16 protein-coding genes are annotated in these 18,778 nt (G+C 48.1%); 1 reads left to right on the top strand and 15 read right to left on the bottom strand.

Annotated features, from left to right (window positions below):
• Positions 1–283 precede the first annotated feature (283 nt).
• The 4 genes from rpoZ to ACFQPF_RS10495 form a co-directional block, all read right to left on the bottom strand.
• Positions 284–493 carry a DNA-directed RNA polymerase subunit omega gene (rpoZ, locus tag ACFQPF_RS10510; RefSeq protein WP_379749371.1) on the bottom strand — a complete coding sequence of 70 codons (210 nt, stop codon included), beginning with the start codon at positions 491–493 and terminating at the stop codon, positions 284–286.
• Positions 494–498: 5 nt separating this feature from the next.
• Positions 499–1,110, bottom strand: a complete 612-nt coding sequence (gene gmk, locus ACFQPF_RS10505; protein ID WP_379749369.1) for a guanylate kinase — start codon at positions 1,108–1,110, stop codon at positions 499–501.
• Positions 1,111–1,124: 14 nt separating this feature from the next.
• Entirely contained in the window at positions 1,125–1,382 is a 258-nt protein-coding gene (remA, locus tag ACFQPF_RS10500; RefSeq protein WP_094250870.1) for an extracellular matrix/biofilm regulator RemA, read from the bottom strand.
• A gap of 335 nt (positions 1,383–1,717) precedes the next feature.
• Complete coding sequence (locus ACFQPF_RS10495) at positions 1,718–4,396, bottom strand: calcium-translocating P-type ATPase, SERCA-type (protein ID WP_379749367.1); 2,679 nt, start codon at positions 4,394–4,396, stop codon at positions 1,718–1,720.
• Between the two features lie 97 nt (positions 4,397–4,493).
• Here ACFQPF_RS10495 and ACFQPF_RS10490 point away from each other — a divergent pair, with 97 nt between their 5' ends.
• Complete coding sequence (locus tag ACFQPF_RS10490; protein ID WP_379749365.1) at positions 4,494–6,200, top strand: Rqc2 family fibronectin-binding protein; 1,707 nt, start codon at positions 4,494–4,496, stop codon at positions 6,198–6,200.
• Between the two features lie 138 nt (positions 6,201–6,338).
• Here the strand turns inward: ACFQPF_RS10490 and ACFQPF_RS10485 are convergent, their stop codons facing one another.
• The 11 genes from ACFQPF_RS10485 to pyrR all read right to left on the bottom strand — a co-directional run bounded on the left by ACFQPF_RS10485 (position 6,339) and on the right by pyrR (position 18,734).
• Positions 6,339–6,998, bottom strand: a complete 660-nt coding sequence (locus ACFQPF_RS10485) for a class I SAM-dependent methyltransferase (RefSeq protein ID WP_379749690.1) — start codon at positions 6,996–6,998, stop codon at positions 6,339–6,341.
• Between the two features lie 30 nt (positions 6,999–7,028).
• Positions 7,029–7,661, bottom strand: a complete 633-nt coding sequence (pyrE, locus tag ACFQPF_RS10480; protein ID WP_379749363.1) for an orotate phosphoribosyltransferase — start codon at positions 7,659–7,661, stop codon at positions 7,029–7,031.
• Positions 7,642–8,373 carry an orotidine-5'-phosphate decarboxylase gene (pyrF, locus tag ACFQPF_RS10475; protein WP_379749361.1) on the bottom strand — a complete coding sequence of 244 codons (732 nt, stop codon included), beginning with the start codon at positions 8,371–8,373 and terminating at the stop codon, positions 7,642–7,644. Before pyrF ends, pyrE begins: the two co-directional genes overlap by 20 nt.
• Positions 8,346–9,284 carry a dihydroorotate dehydrogenase gene (locus tag ACFQPF_RS10470; RefSeq protein WP_379749359.1) on the bottom strand — a complete coding sequence of 313 codons (939 nt, stop codon included), beginning with the start codon at positions 9,282–9,284 and terminating at the stop codon, positions 8,346–8,348. The genes pyrF and ACFQPF_RS10470 overlap by 28 nt, the downstream gene beginning before the upstream one ends.
• The gene (locus ACFQPF_RS10465) at positions 9,281–10,048 is read right to left on the bottom strand and encodes a dihydroorotate dehydrogenase electron transfer subunit (protein ID WP_379749357.1); all 768 of its coding nucleotides are present in this window, start codon (positions 10,046–10,048) and stop codon (positions 9,281–9,283) included. The genes ACFQPF_RS10470 and ACFQPF_RS10465 overlap by 4 nt, the downstream gene beginning before the upstream one ends.
• Complete coding sequence (gene carB / locus ACFQPF_RS10460) at positions 10,045–13,248, bottom strand: carbamoyl-phosphate synthase large subunit (RefSeq protein ID WP_379749355.1); 3,204 nt, start codon at positions 13,246–13,248, stop codon at positions 10,045–10,047. Before carB ends, ACFQPF_RS10465 begins: the two co-directional genes overlap by 4 nt.
• A complete protein-coding gene (locus tag ACFQPF_RS10455) occupies positions 13,235–14,335 on the bottom strand; it encodes a carbamoyl phosphate synthase small subunit (protein ID WP_379749353.1) in 1,101 nt (366 codons plus the stop codon). The genes carB and ACFQPF_RS10455 overlap by 14 nt, the downstream gene beginning before the upstream one ends.
• Complete coding sequence (locus tag ACFQPF_RS10450; RefSeq protein ID WP_379749351.1) at positions 14,329–15,621, bottom strand: dihydroorotase; 1,293 nt, start codon at positions 15,619–15,621, stop codon at positions 14,329–14,331. The genes ACFQPF_RS10455 and ACFQPF_RS10450 overlap by 7 nt, the downstream gene beginning before the upstream one ends.
• The gene (locus ACFQPF_RS10445; protein ID WP_379749349.1) at positions 15,596–16,516 is read right to left on the bottom strand and encodes an aspartate carbamoyltransferase catalytic subunit; all 921 of its coding nucleotides are present in this window, start codon (positions 16,514–16,516) and stop codon (positions 15,596–15,598) included. The genes ACFQPF_RS10450 and ACFQPF_RS10445 overlap by 26 nt, the downstream gene beginning before the upstream one ends.
• Positions 16,517–16,709: 193 nt before the next feature.
• A complete protein-coding gene (locus ACFQPF_RS10440; RefSeq protein WP_379749347.1) occupies positions 16,710–18,029 on the bottom strand; it encodes a solute carrier family 23 protein in 1,320 nt (439 codons plus the stop codon).
• A gap of 138 nt (positions 18,030–18,167) precedes the next feature.
• Positions 18,168–18,734 (bottom strand): bifunctional pyr operon transcriptional regulator/uracil phosphoribosyltransferase PyrR, encoded by a 567-nt coding sequence (gene pyrR / locus ACFQPF_RS10435; protein WP_379749345.1) that lies wholly within the window; start codon positions 18,732–18,734, stop codon positions 18,168–18,170.
• Between the last annotated feature and the right edge of the window lie 44 nt (positions 18,735–18,778).

Genomic DNA, 18,778 nt, shown 5'->3' with positions numbered 1-18,778 from the left:
TTTTACGGTAGTGTAATCTTTATGTTTATTTTACCGTATTCACAGCCATTTGCCTTGTACTGCAGCTTAAATAAATTCAGACAATGAAAGATGGCCGACGCAATCGTTCTGCGGCAGCCTAATCAACCTTTACAACCTTATGCTTCGTCAACATGTCTAGCAGCTATCTTAAAAAAATTTCATTCTATTCTATCTGTCTTATAAAGTGAGAACTACGAATTTCTTCTCTGTACACTCTTGAAGTGAAAAAAATAACAACCTTGCAAGAAGGTTGTATTTTTTGTCACTCTTCAGATTTCACCTGTTTTACCGGCTTAAGGATGCCTTCATGGATCTCTTCTAGTGCCTTGCCGACAAATTTATGTGAAACAGGCTTAACGATTTGCTGGTTGCTGTGTTTTTGAATTTCTCGTGCTCTCTTTGAAGAAAGAGTGACAAGTGAATATTTAGAATCAATTTTTTCCATTAACGCATCGATTGAAGGGTATAACAATACAATCAGCTCCTAAACATTTTTTCGTACTTTGGCTGTACGTGGGAAACTTTGCAGTGCTCTGCTGTTATGATGGACTTGATCCGGTCACACGCGCTCTCTACCTCATCGTTGACAACCGAATAATCATAATGCTTCATCATTTCGATCTCTTCCTTAGCAACAGCCATGCGGTTGTTGATCAGATCTTCCGTCTCTGTTCCTCGTCCGACAATGCGGCTTCTCAGCTCGTCAAGGCTTGGAGGAGTAAGGAAGATAAATACACCTTCAGGGAACGTCTTCTTCACTTGCAATGCTCCCTGCACCTCGATCTCGAGAAGAACATCACGTCCTTCATCAAGTGTTTGGTTCACATATTCTATCGGCGTACCGTAATAGTTTCCAACATACTCTGCCCACTCAAGCAGTTCATTTTGATCAATCATCTTCTGGAACTCTTCTTTCGTCTTGAAGAAGTATTCCACACCATGAGTTTCACCTTCGCGCGGATTTCTAGTCGTGGCTGAAACCGAATATTGTATATTAAGCTTCTGTGCACGCAGCGCTTTGCAGATCGTTCCCTTTCCGACTCCTGAGGGGCCAGAAAGAATAAATAAAATGCCTCTTTCGTTTTTCATCCTTATCCTCCAACCTAGCTTTCTTCCGTCCCATCCTCCACAGATGAAAGCCGCTGTGCTACCGTTTCCGGCTGAACCGCGGACAGTATAACATGATCGCTGTCTGTTACGACGACCGCACGCGTTCGCCGGCCGTATGTAGCATCAATTAAAATATTTCTTTCACGTGCCACGGTGATGAGGCGTTTAATCGGCGCCGACTCCGGGCTGACTACCGCGACAATCCTGTGGGCAGCAACAATATTTCCGTAACCAATATTGATCAGTTTCATGCTTCGGCTCCCTTACCTGCTACTATTCTAGCCTAAATGACCGGCGGATAAAACGGTATGTAAGTAAATATTGTGAGAAAGTACACACATGTCACTCCATTTTACCATAAAAGCAAAAGAAACCAAAAATATTTGAAGAGATTTCTTCTATTCACAAAAAAATCGCCTGCCACAAGCCATATAGCCAGAGCAGACGAATCAATATATCATTCTTAGCGAGAATGTATTTTAGATAGGAAAAAAACGAGCCTCAAGCAAGCCGGCTTCTAGATCTTGAACAACTTGAAGATTCATGCCCTGTTGCTTCTATCCTTCTTTTATGCCAGGTGAACACTCTATTTTTTTCGTTTAAAAAGCTGCGTTCCAGCCAGCGCAAACGTAGGAATAGATGCCATTCCAAGCACAAGCAGCCACTGCCTGAGCGGAAGGGAGACGGTATGGAATATGCCCTGCAGCCCTGGTGTATACATGACAATCAATAACAGAATGACCGATGAGACAACGGCAGCCACCAAATATTTGTTTTCAAATGGATTGCGGTGCAGTACAGATCGTTCACTGCGGCAGTCAAACACGTGGATAAGCTGCGCCATAACAAGTGTCGCGAACGCTACCGTCTGCGCCATGATCAGGTTGTCTGGATTCTCTTTTAGTGTAAGCCAAAATGCGGCTACCGTAACAAGGCCGATCAAAAACCCTCTTGAAACGATCTTCCAGCCAAGACCTCTAGAAAACACACCTTCTTTCCCAGAACGCGGCCTCCTGCGCATCACGTCTTCTTCCGCCTGGTCGACCCCGAGCGCCATAGCCGGCAATCCATCGGTAACCAGATTTACCCACAAAATTTGAATGGGCAATAACGGAAGCGGCATACCAAGCACCATGGCGAACAGCATCACCAAAATTTCGCCGACATTAGAGGCTAGTAAATAACGGATAAATTTCCTTATATTTTCATAGATATTTCTTCCTTCTTCAATGGCCGAACGAATCGTAGCAAAGTTGTCATCGCTCAACACAAGTGAGGACGCTTCTTTGGCGACATCCGTCCCTGTTATCCCCATCGCGATGCCAATGTTTGCACTCTTGATAGCAGGTGCGTCATTCACACCATCTCCTGTCATCGCGACAACATGACCACGCGCTTGCAAAGCTTTTACTATTTTCAACTTATGTTCTGGCGAGACTCTCGCATACACGTAAATGCTCTCAGCCTGATCCTCCAGCTCTTCTTGTGATAAAAGCGATAAGGAAGCCCCGTCCATTACTTTTCCGTCTTTAGGCAGAATGTTCAGCTCACGTGCAATGGCTGCCGCTGTTACAGCATGGTCACCTGTAATCATGATTGTCTTAATTCCTGCAGCGTGACAGTCTTTAATACTCTGCCTCACTTCTGGTCTTGGCGGGTCAATCATTCCTTGAAGTCCGGCAAATGTCAGGTTTCTTTCAAGCTGATAACCGGACAATTTCGTCTCTTCTTCTTTAAGCGGTCGATAAGCGATCGCAATCGTTCGAAGCGCCTGGGAGGCGAGGCTGTTGATCGCTTGCTTCGTTTGATCAGCATGCTCTTGTTTTAACAGCTGCCTTCTTCCGCCCCAGTCAATATAATCACTTTTATCGAGCAAAACATCAGGAGCGCCTTTTACGATGAGCATTTTTCCTTTAGAAGCATCTTCCACGATGACACTCATCATTTTGCGTGAAGAATCGAACGGAAATTCCTCTAAAATATTATAATCCTGCTCTAGGTTCTCTTTCTTCACACCGGCTTTTGCTGCGGCAACGAGGAGAGCGGCCTCTGTAGGATCTCCTTGGACCGTCCATTTCCTTCCATCCTCTTCTTTTAAAATGGCATTATTGCATAACACGCCGAAGGAAAGCATCTTATACATCATGTCTTCCGTCTCTTCTCGTTTTTGCTTGCTGCCCGAACCACTGTCAGACACCGTAAATTCATCGTCCGTCACGTTCCATAACGAGTTATCGGCCCATACCTTAGTGACAGTCATTTTATTCTGTGTGAGAGTTCCGGTTTTATCTGAACAAATAACAGTCGCGCAGCCTAACGTTTCAACAGAAGGCAGCTTTCTGACAATGGCCCGCTTTTTTATCATTTTCTGAACCCCGAGCGCGAGGGCGATCGTAACAATCGCGGGAAGTCCCTCAGGAATGGCAGCAACGGCTAGTGATACACCCGCTAGAATCATGCTGTACAAGTCATGTCCTTGATAGACACCGGCTCCTACCACCATTAGCGTCAGCAGCAACGCTATCACGATCAATATCTTTCCAAGCTGTTCAAGCTTCAGCTGAAGAGGAGTGGCTAGCTGTTCGGCGTGCTGGATCAGATGAGCGATCTTCCCCATCTCTGTTCTCATGCCTGTCGCGACAACGATACCCGTCGCGCTCCCTTTTGTCACCATCGTCCCCATAAAGGCCATGTTACCTTGGTCGCCAAGTGGAAGGTTTGTCCCTGCTAACGGCCTCCCATGCTTTTGAACCGGGACCGATTCCCCCGTTAAGGCCGATTCTTCTGCTTGCAAGCCTTTAGAAGAGCATATTCTCAAATCCGCACCAATCCTGTCTCCAGCTTGCACTTTGATCACATCACCTTCTACCAGTTCACGAGAAGGTATAACAGACCACTCTCCATCTCTTAACACGACGGAAGCAGGTGCAGACAGTTCCTTTAAAGACGCAAGAGAGCGCTCTGCTTTTCTTTCCTGTATAAAGCCGAGAATGCCATTCATGATAACAATCAAGATTATAGCCGCCGCATCCAGATACTCACCGAGCATGCCGGATAATAGCGTCGCAGCAAGCAGGACAAGCACCATAAAATCCTTAAACTGTGCTAAAAACACACTGATCGCTGAAGGTTTTTTTCCTTCCGTCAGTTCGTTCGGTCCGTCTTTTTTCAGCTTCCATTCTTGTTCTTTTCTGCTCAGACCTTGCGTAAGGCTGCTGTTCAACTCCTGTTCTACTTCTTCCTGCGACAGCTCGTACCAGTTCATGGCCCCACCTCTAACATTAGAATAGTTACAGCCATTTATATGCAGGCATGTCCAGAGAAATGCTATAATACTCGGTAGAAATAAGAGGTGACTGATAATGAGTTTTGATGGATTGGTAACACGCGCTATTACACACGAACTGAAACAAACGATAGAGACTGGCAGAATCTCCAAAGTCTATCAGCCGCATAAAACGGATCTTGTCTTCACGATCCGCGCTCAAGGAAAAAACCATAAGCTATTCCTTTCTGCCAGCCCTTCATTCGCAAGGCTGCACCTGACAAACCACTCTTATGATAATCCTTCCTCACCGCCCATGTTCTGCATGCTTTTGCGCAAGCATCTCGAAGGTTCGTTCATCGAGAGCATAACACAGCATGATATGGAGCGAATTGTAGAAATCACCGTTCGCACAAGAGACGAGATCGGGGATGAGACGACTAAGAAAATCATTATTGAAATTATGGGACGTCACAGCAACATCCTTTTGCTAGATGAAAAGTCAGGGAAAATCATAGACTGCATCAAGCATATCCCGCCTTCCCAAAACAGACACAGGACGCTTCTTCCTGGGCAACATTATGTGAGGCCGCCGGAACAACACAAACTATCGCCATTTGGCTGGAGTAAAGAGGAAGTCGCCGGCAAGCTGCGATGGAATGAAGGGAAATTGCCGCAGCAAATCGTCCAGACATTCAGCGGTGTTTCGCCATTGCTTGCAGCTGAAATCGTGCACAGTGCTGGGTTATCCACAAAAGAGAACATCGCTTCTGCTTTCACAGGCTTGATGGGCAAGCTCAATATGCATCAGTATGAGCCGCAGATGACATCGGCTCAAGGCAAAGAGTATTTTTATCTCGCACCGCTCACCCACATCGGCGGGGAAGCGAAGACATTCGGTTCTGTAAGTGAACTGCTGGACCGTTTTTATTCAGGCAAAGCAGACCGCGACCGTATCCGTCAGCAGGCACATGACCTGGAACGATTTCTGCACAACGAGTTCGAGAAGCTGACTGCAAAAATTAAAAAGCTGGAAAAAGAATTAATCAATACGGAAAAAGCGGAACAATTAAAACGAAAAGGCGAACTGATCACCGCCTATATGTATCAAGCTAAAAAAGGCGACACTTTCTTGGAAGCGGAAGATTATTTCGATGAAAACATGCCGCTTGTCAAAATCGCTCTCGAGCCGATGAAAACACCGGCAGAGAACGCGCAGCACTATTTTAAAAAGTACAATAAAATGAAGAAATCCATCTCGGCGATCACCGATCAAATAGCGATTGCCAAAGAAGAGGTCGCCTACTTCGACAGGCTGCTCACGTTCATGGAGTCTGCTTCTATTAACGATGTGGAGGAGATAAGAGAAGAACTCGCGGAAGGCGGCTACGTACGCCAGCGGGGCAGCAGCAAAAAGAAAGTAAAAGAGAAGCCGGCGATCGAAGAATATGTGTCAAGTGACGGGACGCTTATCTTTGTCGGAAAAAACAACAAGCAAAATGATTATTTGACTCACAAACTAGCACGACAGAACGAAACGTGGCTGCACACAAAAGATATTCCCGGATCGCATGTATTGATCCGTTCTGAAGATCCGTCTGACACTGCCGTGCTCGAAGCAGCGCATCTTGCCGCCTACTTCAGCAAAGCCCGCCATTCCGGCTCTGTGCCCGTCGACTATACACAAGTGAGAAATGTGAAAAAGCCTTCCGGCGCCAAGCCAGGCTTCGTGATCTATGACAGCCAGCAGACACTCTATGTGACACCAGAAGAGGACATAATACTACGGTTAAAGAAAAAATAACGTTTTGTACAAAAAGGCGGATAATAGATAAGTACACAGCATTGTATATTTAAATGCAATCCTTCCTAGAGCAGCAATCTCTGCCAAAAGAGAATACAAAAAAGAAGAAACCAAAGTCATATCCTCTGGTTTCTTTTTTTATAGGCTGGATGACTTTACAGCAAGTGTTATAGTCGCGAGTCCGTTTAACACATGGACATGGCGGATGGTATGAAAACCTGTTGAAGTTAATAAAGAAGTGAGTTCATCCTCTGAATAACGGTGCCTTCTTGTGCTCACGTTCGCCCATTTGAGCAGCGATGTCAGTTCGAACCCTGATATTCCTTTTTCCTTACCATACTGATGCGCGCTGAGCTGGTTCATCTTTGGTGAAGGATTGAGCATCGCGGCCGTGCCGTCAGCTTTCAGCACGCGGTGCAGTTCTTTCAAGCCAAGCTCCGGCTCTGGCAGGAGAAAAATCACACACGTGGATAGCGCGAGATGAAACGAGCTATTATCTACAGGCAAGGCGCACGCATCACCGATCAAAAACTCTGCTTTTTTGCTTTTGTCGTGGAAAAAAAAGTTTTGAACCGCGCTTTTTACCATTTCACGGGACAAGTCGACACCTGTCACAGCTTCGGCCTCCTCTGCTCCCTTAAGCAGCAGCCGGCCCGTGCCGCAGCCAACATCCAGTACTTTTTTTCCTTCCCATGATCCCGTTTCTTCTTTAATTGTGTCATGAACAGCACTCAGCCACGATGTTCTTGCCATCGAATCAAAAAAATGGACCAGGTCGTCAAATTCTTCTCCGTTCATTTTTCTCAACTGCCGATACCTCCGTTTAGTTTAACGGGGAGCGGCCAGCCAGCCTTGCGGATCGCGTTTCCAAGATTGCAAGAGCTTTAGTTCCCCATTGTCTATGCTTCCTAGTTTCAAAGCTTCCTCTACTAATGTACTAAAGTCCGTCAATGTTTGCACGCGTATGTTTTGTTCCGCAAATTTTATATCAGCTGCCGCTAGTTCGTATGTGAAGATGGCAGCGATCCCCAGCACTTCCACTCCTTTTTCCTCGAGCGCTTTTGCCGCTTGCAGCGAGCTCTTTCCAGTCGAGATCAAATCTTCTATAACGACTGCTTTGCTCCCTTTTTCTGCGAGCCCTTCGATCTGCTTTCCTTTTCCGTGCGCTTTCGCTTCGCCGCGCACATAGCACATCGGCAGCTGCAGCTTGTCCGCGATCAGCGCAGCATGCGGAATACCTGCCGTTGCTGTGCCGGCGATGACGTCCGCTTCAGGATAGGATTGTTTTATGATATTAACAAAGCCCTCCACAATGGCGTTTCTCACTTTCGGAAACCCTAGCGTGATGCGGTTATCACAATAAATCGGGGACAGCATGCCCGAAGACCAAGTATACGGCTGATCAGGAGAAAGAGAAACGGCTTGAATGTTCAAAAGATGTTCAGCGATAAGTGATTTCATGTTGTTGTCCACTCCATTCTTGATAGATTTGGGTGTACGCAGCTCTCGGATCCTCCGCCTCGGTGATGCTTCTGCCCGCCACGATATAGTCCGCTTTAGCGATTGCCGCATCCCGCGGTGTTGCGACACGTATTTGATCATGAACTTTCCCGCCTGCTAGCCGAATGCCCGGAGTAACCGTAATAAACTGGCTTCCGCAAACTTCTTTGATAACAGTCGATTCATTTACTGACGATACGACCCCATCAAGACCGGCTTTCTTCGCGTTCAAAGCGTAGTGAAGGACCGCTTGATCCAGCGAGCACCCCTTGATTAATAGTTCCTCATTCAACATTTCTTCGCTCGTGCTCGTCAGCTGTGTAACAGCGATAAGCAGCGGATTCTGCCCTGAAGAGGAACCGGCATATAACCCTTCTTTTGCAGCGGCCATCATGCTGATGCCGCCTGCACCATGGACGTTTACCATATCCACCCCAGCAGCAGCCAAATTTTTCATCGCTTTATGCACCGTGTTTGGAATATCGTGCAGCTTAAGATCCAGAAAAACACGATGGCCCTTTTCTTTCAATGTGTTCACGATGCTTATGCCTTCACGGTAAAACAATTCCATGCCAACCTTGACAAAAAGCGATTCGCCATGAAAGTTGCGCAAAAAGCTTTCCGTATTGCTGCGATCGGGAAAGTCTAACGCGATAATGACGGTGTTTTGCACGCTTTCCAGCTCCCTCCAATGATTTCTGTAATATGCCCCACTCCCATTTTGTCGAGCACACGCTCCAGCTCTTCAATGATCTCCGGGCAGGCATACGGATTGCTGAAATTGGCGGTTCCGACTGCGACAGCGGACGCCCCTGCGAGCATCATTTCGATCACATCTTCCGCAGTCATAATACCGCCCATCCCGATGATCGGTATGGAAACGTTCTGGCTGGCTTCATAGATCATCCTTATGGCGACCGGCTTGATCGCCGGCCCTGACAATCCGCCAGTTTTATTGGCAAGCAGAGGTCTCCTGCTCTTCAAATCAATCTGCATGCCAAGTAGGGTATTGATCATCGACAGACCGTCTGCTCCTGCTTCTTCTACGGCTACCGCCATCTCAGAAATATCCCGAACGTTTGGGGAAAGCTTCACATAAACAGGCTTGTGAGACACTTGTTTCACTTTTTTCGTCAGTGCGGACGCCGCTTCTGGCGTTACACCGAACTGAATGCCGCCTTCCTTCACGTTAGGACACGATATATTCAGCTCCAGTACAGAAACGAGAGGATGCTTGGACAGCGTTTCGGCTGTTTTCATATAATCCTCTTCCGTCGTCCCGGCAATGTTGGCAACGATCGGAATGCGGTATTTTTCCAGTGCCGGAAGCTCATCGCTCATGATTTTTTCGACGCCTGGATTTTGAAGCCCGATCGCGTTCAGCATACCGGCTTCCGTTTCGGCGACTCGCGGCGTTGGGTTTCCAAACCGCGGATCTGCTGTTGCAGCTTTAATGGCAACAGCTCCAAGAACGCTTAAGTCATACCAATTGGCGTACTCTTTACCGAAGCCAAAACATCCTGAGGCAGGCATGATCGGATTCTTCATTTCAAGTCCCGGCAACGAAACGTTCAGCCTGCTCATAACAGCACCTCCTCTTTGGCAAAGACCGGGCCGTCACTGCAGATTTTCACATATCCGCTCTTGTTATCGGCTTTACATACACAGGCAAAACATGCTCCAACGCCGCATCCCATGCGTTCTTCAAACGAAAAATATGCTTTCAGACCTTTTGTTTTATCTTTAAGTGCACCGAGCATCTGAGAAGGACCGCAGGCGAACACAACAGGTTTCACTTTAGCTTTTCTATCACTGATCAGATCGGTGACAAAGCCTTTCATGCCAAGTGTGCCGTCAGCTGTTGCGACATCTGTTTGTCCCAGCTCATGAAATTTTTCAATATAAAACGAATCCTTTTTTGACTGAAACCCGAGTGCGAACGAAACACGCACCCCGTTCTCGCGCAGCTTTCTGCCTAAATAGTAGAGCGGGGGAACTCCGATTCCTCCTCCAACAAGAAGCGCTTCGCCTCCTGCAGGTTGTGCTGCCGTAAAGCCGTTGCCTAACGGTCCGAGGAGATCCACCTTTTCTCCCGGCTTTCTAGCCGAAAGCCAAACAGTCCCTTTGCCTTGCGCACGGTATACCATCGTCAGTCTTTGGTTCAGTATGTCCACATCGCAGATCGAGATGGGGCGGCGCAGCAGGGAAGAATGGCCTTCGCCTGTTTTCACGTGGAGAAACTGGCCTGGTACACGCATGTTTTCAACTCCGCTTCCTTCCACCGTCAGCTCGTAAATGCTGTCCGCGATGATAGACTGCGAGACGACATCGAGGTTGAGCCTCCTCATACCGTGACACCTTCTTTTACCGAAAAACTCGGCATGCTGCTCGCAGAGAAGGTGATGGATTCAAGGACTTGCAGCAGTGCTTCTGCTGTATCCAGGCTCGTCAGGCAAACGACTCCGCTTTCCGCGCTTTCACGGCGAATGCGGAACCCATCGCGGGCTGGCTGCTTTCCTTTCGTTAAGGTATTGATCACAAAATGCGCTTCTCCTGCCCTGATCACGTCAAGCAGTGTCTTGCCGTCCGCACCGATTTTACCGACCGTTTCTGCCTTGATTTTCTCCTGCTCTATCATGGACGCCGTCCCGCTCGTCGCCATAACCGCATAGCCGATATCAGAAAACCGTTTTACCAGTTTTAGTGCTTCTTCCTTATCTTTGTCGGCGACCGTGAACAGAACGGTTCCATGCTGCGGAATTTTCATCCCAGAAGCGATCAATCCTTTGTACAGTGCTTTCTGCAGCGTTTTGTCACGGCCCATCACCTCACCGGTTGATTTCATTTCCGGTCCCAGATAGGTGTCAACGCTTCGCATCTTCGCAAAAGAAAATACCGGGACCTTCACGAACACGTCTTCCGCTTCCGGCTGGCAGCCTGTTCCATACCCTTGTTCTCGAAGGCTGCTTCCCAATATCACTTTTGTTGCCACATTCGCCATCGGAACACCTGTGATTTTGCTTAAAAAAGGGACCGTACGGCTTGAACGAGGGTTCACTTCAAGCACATACACCTCATCTTTTTGCCAGACAAACTGAATGTTCAGCAGCCCGACAATTTTCAGACCCTTTGCAATTGATATGGTCCGTTCGATCAATTTCTGTTTAATTCTTTCCGGCAGCGTTTGCGGCGGATAAACAGCGATCGAATCACCCGAATGCACACCCGCCCGTTCTATGTGTTCCATCATGCCAGGGATGAACACGTCCACGCCATCTGATATGGCGTCTACTTCCAGCTCCTTGCCCTCAAGATAGCGGTCGACCAGCACGGGGTGGTCCGGGTTCACTTTAACCGCATTGGTCATATACTGCAGCAGTTCTTCTTCCTGATACACGATTTCCATCGCTCTACCGCCGAGTACATAAGAAGGCCGCACTAAAACAGGATAGCCGATCCTAGAAGCAATCTTTACAGCTTCTTTCACTGAAAATGCTGTTTTCCCTGCCGGCTGAGGGATGCGCAGCTGCTGCATGACATGTTCAAAGCGTTCTCTGTCTTCTGCAAGATCCATAGAGTCGATCGTTGTACCGAGAATCGTGACGCCCCCCCTTTCAAGCTCTGCGGCGAGATTGATAGCTGTCTGTCCGCCAAACTGCACGATGACCCCTTTCGGCTTTTCCAGGTCGATAACGTGCATCACATCTTCAACCGTGAGCGGTTCAAAATACAGTTTGTCTGACATGCTGAAATCTGTAGAAACCGTCTCAGGATTGTTGTTGATGATAATTGCCTCAAATCCTGCTTCCTGAATCGCCCACACCGTATGAACGGTAGCATAATCAAATTCGATTCCCTGGCCGATGCGGATCGGTCCGCTTCCCAGCACGATGACGCTCTCTTTCGGTGACCGCAGCGATTCGTTCTCTTCGCCGTAAGTCGAATAAAAGTAAGGTGTTTCGGATTCGAATTCAGAAGCGCACGTATCGACCATTTTAAATACTGGCAGTATGTTATGTTCTCTGCGAAGTTCGTACACTTCTCTTTCATCCACGTTCCACGCTCTGCTAATATAGCTGTCGCTGAAGCCTCTCTCTTTAGCCTTTTTCAGTACATGCAAATCGAGTCTGCGCTGCTTGATGCTTTTTTCTATCTGAAGAATATTTTCTATTTTTTCTAAAAAGAAGTAGTCGATTTCGGTAATCTGATGAATCTCTTCGGCTGTCACGCCTGCGCGAAGCGCATCTGCGACATAAAACAGACGCCGGTCATCCGCTGATGCCATTCTTTTCTTGTATTCTGCAACCGAATGCGTCTCCCCGCTTTCTAAATGAACCGCTCCGATCTCAAGTGAGCGGATCGCTTTCAGGAGTGATTCTTCCAAGTTTCTACCGATGGCCATTACCTCGCCTGTCGCTTTCATCTGTGTTCCGAGTTTTCGGTTCGCGCCTTCAAATTTATCAAACGGCCACCGCGGAATCTTTGTTACGACGTAATCAAGGGCTGGCTCAAAGCAGGCAAACGTGGTGCCGGTCACCGGGTTCTTCAGCTCATCGAGCGTATAGCCGACCGCTATTTTCGCTGCGAGCTTCGCGATCGGGTAGCCCGTCGCTTTAGACGCAAGAGCGGAAGACCGGCTCACCCTAGGGTTCACTTCGATCACATAATACTGGCTGCTGTTAGGATCAAGCGCAAGCTGCACGTTGCAGCCTCCTTCGATCTTCAGTGCACGGATGATGCGCAGCGACGCGTTTCTGAGCATCTGATAATCGCGGTCGCTCAACGTCTGGCTTGGCGCGACAACGATTGAATCACCCGTATGGATGCCGACCGGATCAATATTTTCCATGTTGCACACAACGATCGCTGTATCATTCTTATCACGCATCACTTCATATTCGATCTCTTTAAAGCCCGCGATGCTCTTTTCTATCAATACTTGTGTGACAGGACTTGCATGCAGTCCGCTTGCTGCGATCTCAAGCAATTCTTCCCTAGTTGATGCAATTCCTCCGCCAGTGCCGCCGAGTGTGAAAGCCGGGCGTATGATGACAGGCAGCCCCACCTCGTCGGCAAAGGCAGTTGCTTCTTCTATATTGCGGACGATCGCGCTTTCGGGTACAGGCTGCTGCAGCTCATTCATCAGATTTCTGAACAAATCACGGTCTTCTGCCTGCTCGATGCTATCGAGTGTCGTACCGAGAAGCTCGACCTCATATTCCTTCAGCACGCCGCTTTTGGACAGCTCCACAGCAAGATTCAATCCTGTTTGGCCGCCTAGCGTGGCAAGCAGTCCATCGGGCCGCTCTTTGCGGATGATGCGGGAGACGAACTCAAGCGTCAGCGGCTCGATATAGACTGAGTCTGCCATGTTCGGATCAGTCATGATGGTAGCAGGGTTTGAGTTTACGAGAATCACTTCATAGCCTTCTTCTTTTAATGCCTGGCACGCCTGTGTTCCTGCATAATCAAACTCCGCTGCCTGTCCGATCACGATCGGGCCAGAACCGATCACAAGTATTTTTGATATATCGTTACGCTTTGGCATGAGCGACCCCTTCTTTCTTGTATGTTTTCATTATCGTAAGGAATTCATCAAAAATGCTGTTGGAATCATGCGGTCCTGGTGACGCTTCGGGATGATATTGAATGGAGAATGCGGGTTTTTTCTTATGAATGACTCCCTCAGCCGTTCCATCGTTCACTGCCACATGGCTCAATACTAGGTCCGTGCCGCCTAATGATTCCACATCGACCGCATACCCATGGTTTTGTGATGTCAGCGCCACCTTTCCTGTCAACAAATTTTTCACAGGATGATTGGAGCCGCGGTGACCGAATTTGAGCTTGATCGTCTCCGCTCCGCACGCAAGCGACATCAGCTGATGTCCGAGACAAATGCCTAAGATCGGAACGTTTTGATCAAGCAGCATCGCAATCGTATTCAGAGCATCTGGAACGTCCTTCGGATCTCCTGGCCCATTGGATAACAGCACACCGTCCGGCTTCAGCTGCAAAATTTCAGCAGCAGTGGCATTGTACGGCACGACGACCACATCACATTGCCGCATGGACAATTCCCTCAGCATCCCGCTTTTTACGCCGTAATCGACGACCACAACCCGTTCACCGATGTTAGGCAGCATATACGACGTTTTAGTAGATACGGTTGATACTTGGTTCGTGATAAGTGGTGTTTCATTCAGTTCACGGACGATCTCTTGTGCCTTTTCGCAAGAATTGACCAGCTTTCCCCTGACCGTCCCTTGTTTTCTTAACCGCCTCGTCAGCTTTCTTGTGTCAATGCCGTAAAGTCCAGGAATATTTTTGGCAGCGAGCCACTCGCTCATGCCTTGAATGGATTCACAATGACTTGGAAATGCGGCGTTTTCGTACACGATCACACCAGCCGCAGCCGGGTTGATGGATTCATAGTCATGCCGGTTCATGCCATAGTTGCCGATAAGAGGATACGTGAAGGTAATAATTTGTCCGCAATATGAAGGATCGGTCATCACTTCCTGATAGCCTGTCATGCTTGTTGTGAAAACAACTTCACCGGACACGGACACATCTGCTCCGAACGCCATCCCTTCAAACACGGTTCCGTCTTCTAATATCAAATACCTCACCATGAAAATGCCTCCTCCTTTTGATAGACCATTTCTCCTCCGAACAACGTCGCGACAATCCAACCGCTGCAAGCTTTGCCAGCGAACGGTGTGTTCTTTCCTTTCGAAACAAAGGAATCAGGATCGATTTTCTCTTTATGTGTGAGGTCAATCACACACAGATCGGCTGTAAACCCAGGCTGTATGACCCCATAAGGCAGGGAGAACGCTTTTGCCGGCTTGATTGTCATCGCATCCACAAGGCCCTGCAGTGTCCACTTTCCTTTTAAAACGAGCTCTGTGTAAAGAAGTGGAAACGCGGTTTCAAGGCCAACGATTCCAAACGGTGCGAGTTCCATGCCTAACGCTTTTTCATCTTGTGAATGAGGGGCATGGTCGGTCGCAATAAAATCAATGACCCCGCTTTTAAGCGCATTCAGCAGCAACTCCTGATCAGCTTTTCCTCTTAAAGGAGGGTTCATTTTAAAATTCGGGTCCAGCCCTGGGATATCTTCATCACAAAGCAGCAGATGGTGAGGCGTCACTTCTGCGGTCACTTTAATGCCTGCACGCTTTGCGTCTTGTATGACTCTCACGGTTTCTTTCGCGCTCACATGACAGACGTGATAGCGCGCTCCGGCCGCTTCTGCCAACAGCACATCGCGGGCGACGTGGACGGATTCGCTAACAGATGGTATGCCCGGCATGTTTTCTTTTTTTGCAAAAACGCCGTCGTGTACTGAACCGCCGATCGGCAGCAGCGAGTTGTCTTCACAATGCGCTACAATGACGGTTTCGTTTTTGTTTGCTTCCTTCATTGCCGCTAACATCATGCCGGCCGACTGGACACCCACACCGTCATCTGTGAAAGCGAACGCTCCTGAACGCAGCAGTTCAGAGAAGTCCGTCATCTTCTTTCCCATTTGGCGCTCTGTAATCGAAGCGTATGGAAGGACACGGCAGTGTGCGGTTTTGTTGATCTTATTCACAAGAAAGTCCATCGTGTCTTTATTATCAGGAACAGGTCTAGTGTTCGGCATCGCGGCAACCGTCGTATAACCGCCCTTTACCGCTGCTGCCGTTCCGCTTTCGATCGTTTCTTTATGCTCGCCGCCCGGCTCTCGCAAGTGAACATGCAGATCAATAAATCCTGGTGCTAAAAACAAACCGTTAAGATCACGGACGTTATGTCCTGTTTGAGATAGATTCTGTCCTACTTCTATGATTCTTTCTTGTTCTATCAGTACATCTTGCTGTACCAAGTTATTGTTACCGTCCAGCATGTTAGCGTTTTTCAGCAGCAATCCCATACGTTGATTCCTCCTTTATTCTGTCAAGCGCCCAGTTCAATACAGCCATCCTTACAAACACGCCGTTCTTCATCTGCTTGAATATTCGCGAACGGCTGCATTCCACTAACTCATCTGCCAGCTCCACCCCTCTGTTCACAGGAGCTGGGTGCATGATGATGCTGTGGCGTTTCATCCGGCATTCACGGTCAAGTGTCAGCCCGAACCGGCGGTGATATTCTTCTTTTGACATGTTCATTCCATCAACATGCCTTTCGTGCTGTATGCGCAGCATCATCATGACGTCTGCCGTCGAACATGCTTCATCCATCGTGAGATACCTCTTTTTGCAGTGCTCAGGAATCCATTCCCGAGGTCCGGAGTAATAGACGTTAGCACCCATCTTTTCAAGCAGTTCAGCATTTGATGCGGCAACGCGGCTGTGTCTGATGTCGCCCGCGACCACCACGTTTAAACCTTGAGTGACGATAAACTCCTGCTGTATGGTCATCATGTCCAGCAGCGACTGCGTCGGATGATTGCCGCAGCCGTCTCCGGCATTAATAATCGGGATGGAGATCTTTCCGAGTAATTCATCAAAATACCGGTCTTGGTGATGTCTGATAACAACCGCTTCCGCCCCTATTTCCTCTAGGGTCCGGATCGTATCATAGAGTGTTTCGCCCTTTGTCATGCTCGAGCTCGCTTCGTCAACATTCAACACATGAAACCCAAGATTTCGTTCTGCTGCTTCAAAACTGAACCGTGTTCTTGTGCTTGGCTCGAGGAAAAGGTTCGCGATTAAGATGTTTTCGCTTTCTCTAGGCGTGCTCGTTAGCGCAAGCTTTTGTGCTTCCTTTAAAATATCGTCGATTTCGTGGATAGAAAGATCTTGGATCGTTACCAAATGTTTCATTTTATCGCCTCCTGAACTGTTTAAGGCCGCGTGGTTTCATGAAAGTGTCATGTAAGACTTTATTATTCGGACACGTTCTCAAAAAAAACAGCACACCCTGTAAGTTTCAGGGTGTGCTGAAGGAAGACCGCCAATAAAAGGCACAGTCCTTTTTCCACCCTTTTAAGTCTCTCGTACTTAATTAAAAAGTGTCTTATGCAGCTGAATCGTTTTTTTCTTCGCCAAACATTTTGTTCATGAGATCTTCGTCATTTTCACGTCCCGGCAGGACAAGATTTAAGATCACACCGATCAAGGTAGCCAGTGCCATTCCCGCGATCTGAAGGTTGTCTGACAGTTTCAAAACGGCACCTCCAATTCCTGTTACAAGAATAACGGATGAAATGATGAGGTTGCGTTTGTTGCCAAAGTCAATATTATTGTCGACGAGCATTCTCAGTCCTGAAGATGCGATGATCCCGAACAGAAGGATAGATACCCCTCCCATGACTGCAGATGGAATTGTGCTGATGAGTGCGGTCACTTTTCCTAAAAACCCGAAGCAGATCGCCGTTACGGCAGCTCCCGCAATAACGTAAACAGAATATATACGCGTGATAGCCAGCACTCCAATGTTCTCTCCGTACGTTGTGACCGGAGGCCCTCCGATGAGCGAGCCGATCATCACGCCGACTCCGTCACCGAGGATGGAGCGGTGCAAACCTGGTTTTTCAAGGAAATTTCGTCCGACAACCTTGCTCAGTACAAGCTGATGTCCGATGTGCTCAGCGATTGTGACCGTGGCAACCGGCATCATGATCAAAGCAACCGTCCAAGAAAAATCGGGTGTGTAGGTCACAAAAGGAACGATAAAATCTGGAGCTTGAATGACGTCCGCTTTGATCACTTTAGTAAAGTCGACAAGCCCTCTTGCATAAGCAAACGCAAAGCCTGAAACGATACCGGCCAAGATTGGGATGATTCCAAGTATGCCGCGGAAGAAAAGGGAGCAGACAATCGTCACAGCGAGCGTGAATAGAGCTACTGTAAAATGGCTCAGGCTGTATTCGCCAGTTGCTGGATCGTTCATTGCCATGCCGACTGCCACGTTCGCGAGCCCTAGGCCAATCACAATGATGACAGGGCCGACGACGACAGGAGGCATGATTCTCATGAGCCATTTTAATCCTGATGTTTTTATGATAAGGGCTACAGCTCCGTATACCAATCCCGCCAAGAAACTGCCCAGCATCGCTGCTTCAGGTCCACCAAATGCCTTGACAGCAAGTATCGGTGAAATAAAAGCGAACGAAGAGCCTAGGTATGCCGGAATTTGGCCTTTTGTGATAAGAAGGTAGGCTAACGTAGCAAGTCCGCTAGAAACAAGGGCAACCCCTGGATTAAGCTCTACGAGGAACGGTACAAGCACGGTCGCACCGAACATGGCGAACAAGTGCTGAAGGCTTAATGTCAGCCACTGCGCGGCTGGTGGTTTTTCATGCACATCTAAGATTGGGCTGTTATCTGTTTTCATTTATCTTTCCTCCATTTCAAAATAAAAAGCCTCTTTTGCATTTCACAAAAGAGGCTTTAAAGGCATGTGAACACAAAGTCTCCGCCTAAAAGCGCCTCCCTTGCCAGCCTCTCTGGACTGTGTTTTAAAGGGATGCCGTTATTTTTGTTCGTGAATGGCCACTTCATCCATTCCGTCCACTTCTGTTAACGAAGCAGAAATCATTTCGCTGCTGGAGGTTGGGACGTTCTTTCCGACGTAATCTGCCCGAATCGGCAATTCACGGTGGCCCCGGTCTACGAGAACCGCGAGCTGGATAGTTGCCGGACGGCCAAGGTCCATGATCGCATCCATCGCCGCTCTCACCGTTCTGCCTGTATATAATACATCATCAACAAGCACAACCTTTTTGCCGTCTACATCAACGGGGATGCTCGTTCCTTTTAACTCGGGCTGCTGATCTGCCGTTTTTATCTTTAAATCGTCACGGTAAAGCGAGATATCTACATCACCGACTGACACACCTTTGCCTTCTATCTGTCCAATGCGCTCAGAGAGCCTTTTTGCCAGAAACTCTCCTCTTGTTTTAATGCCCACAAGGACAATGCTTTCAACACCTTTATTCCGCTCAATAATTTCATGCGCGATGCGTGTAAGAGCCCGGCGGATGCCTTGATCATCCATTATGACTGCTTTTTCCATGGTTTGCGCTCCTTTTTGTTTCAATTTCTTAATAGTACCGTAACGTTTCCCATGTAGAAAACTTGGCT

The sequence above is a fragment of the Fictibacillus iocasae genome (assembly GCF_042665465.1).
Classification (GTDB): Bacteria; Bacillota; Bacilli; order Bacillales; family Fictibacillaceae; genus Fictibacillus; species Fictibacillus iocasae.
Note: the sequence above shows the minus strand (reverse complement) of the source record. Positions and strands in the feature narration are given on the sequence as shown.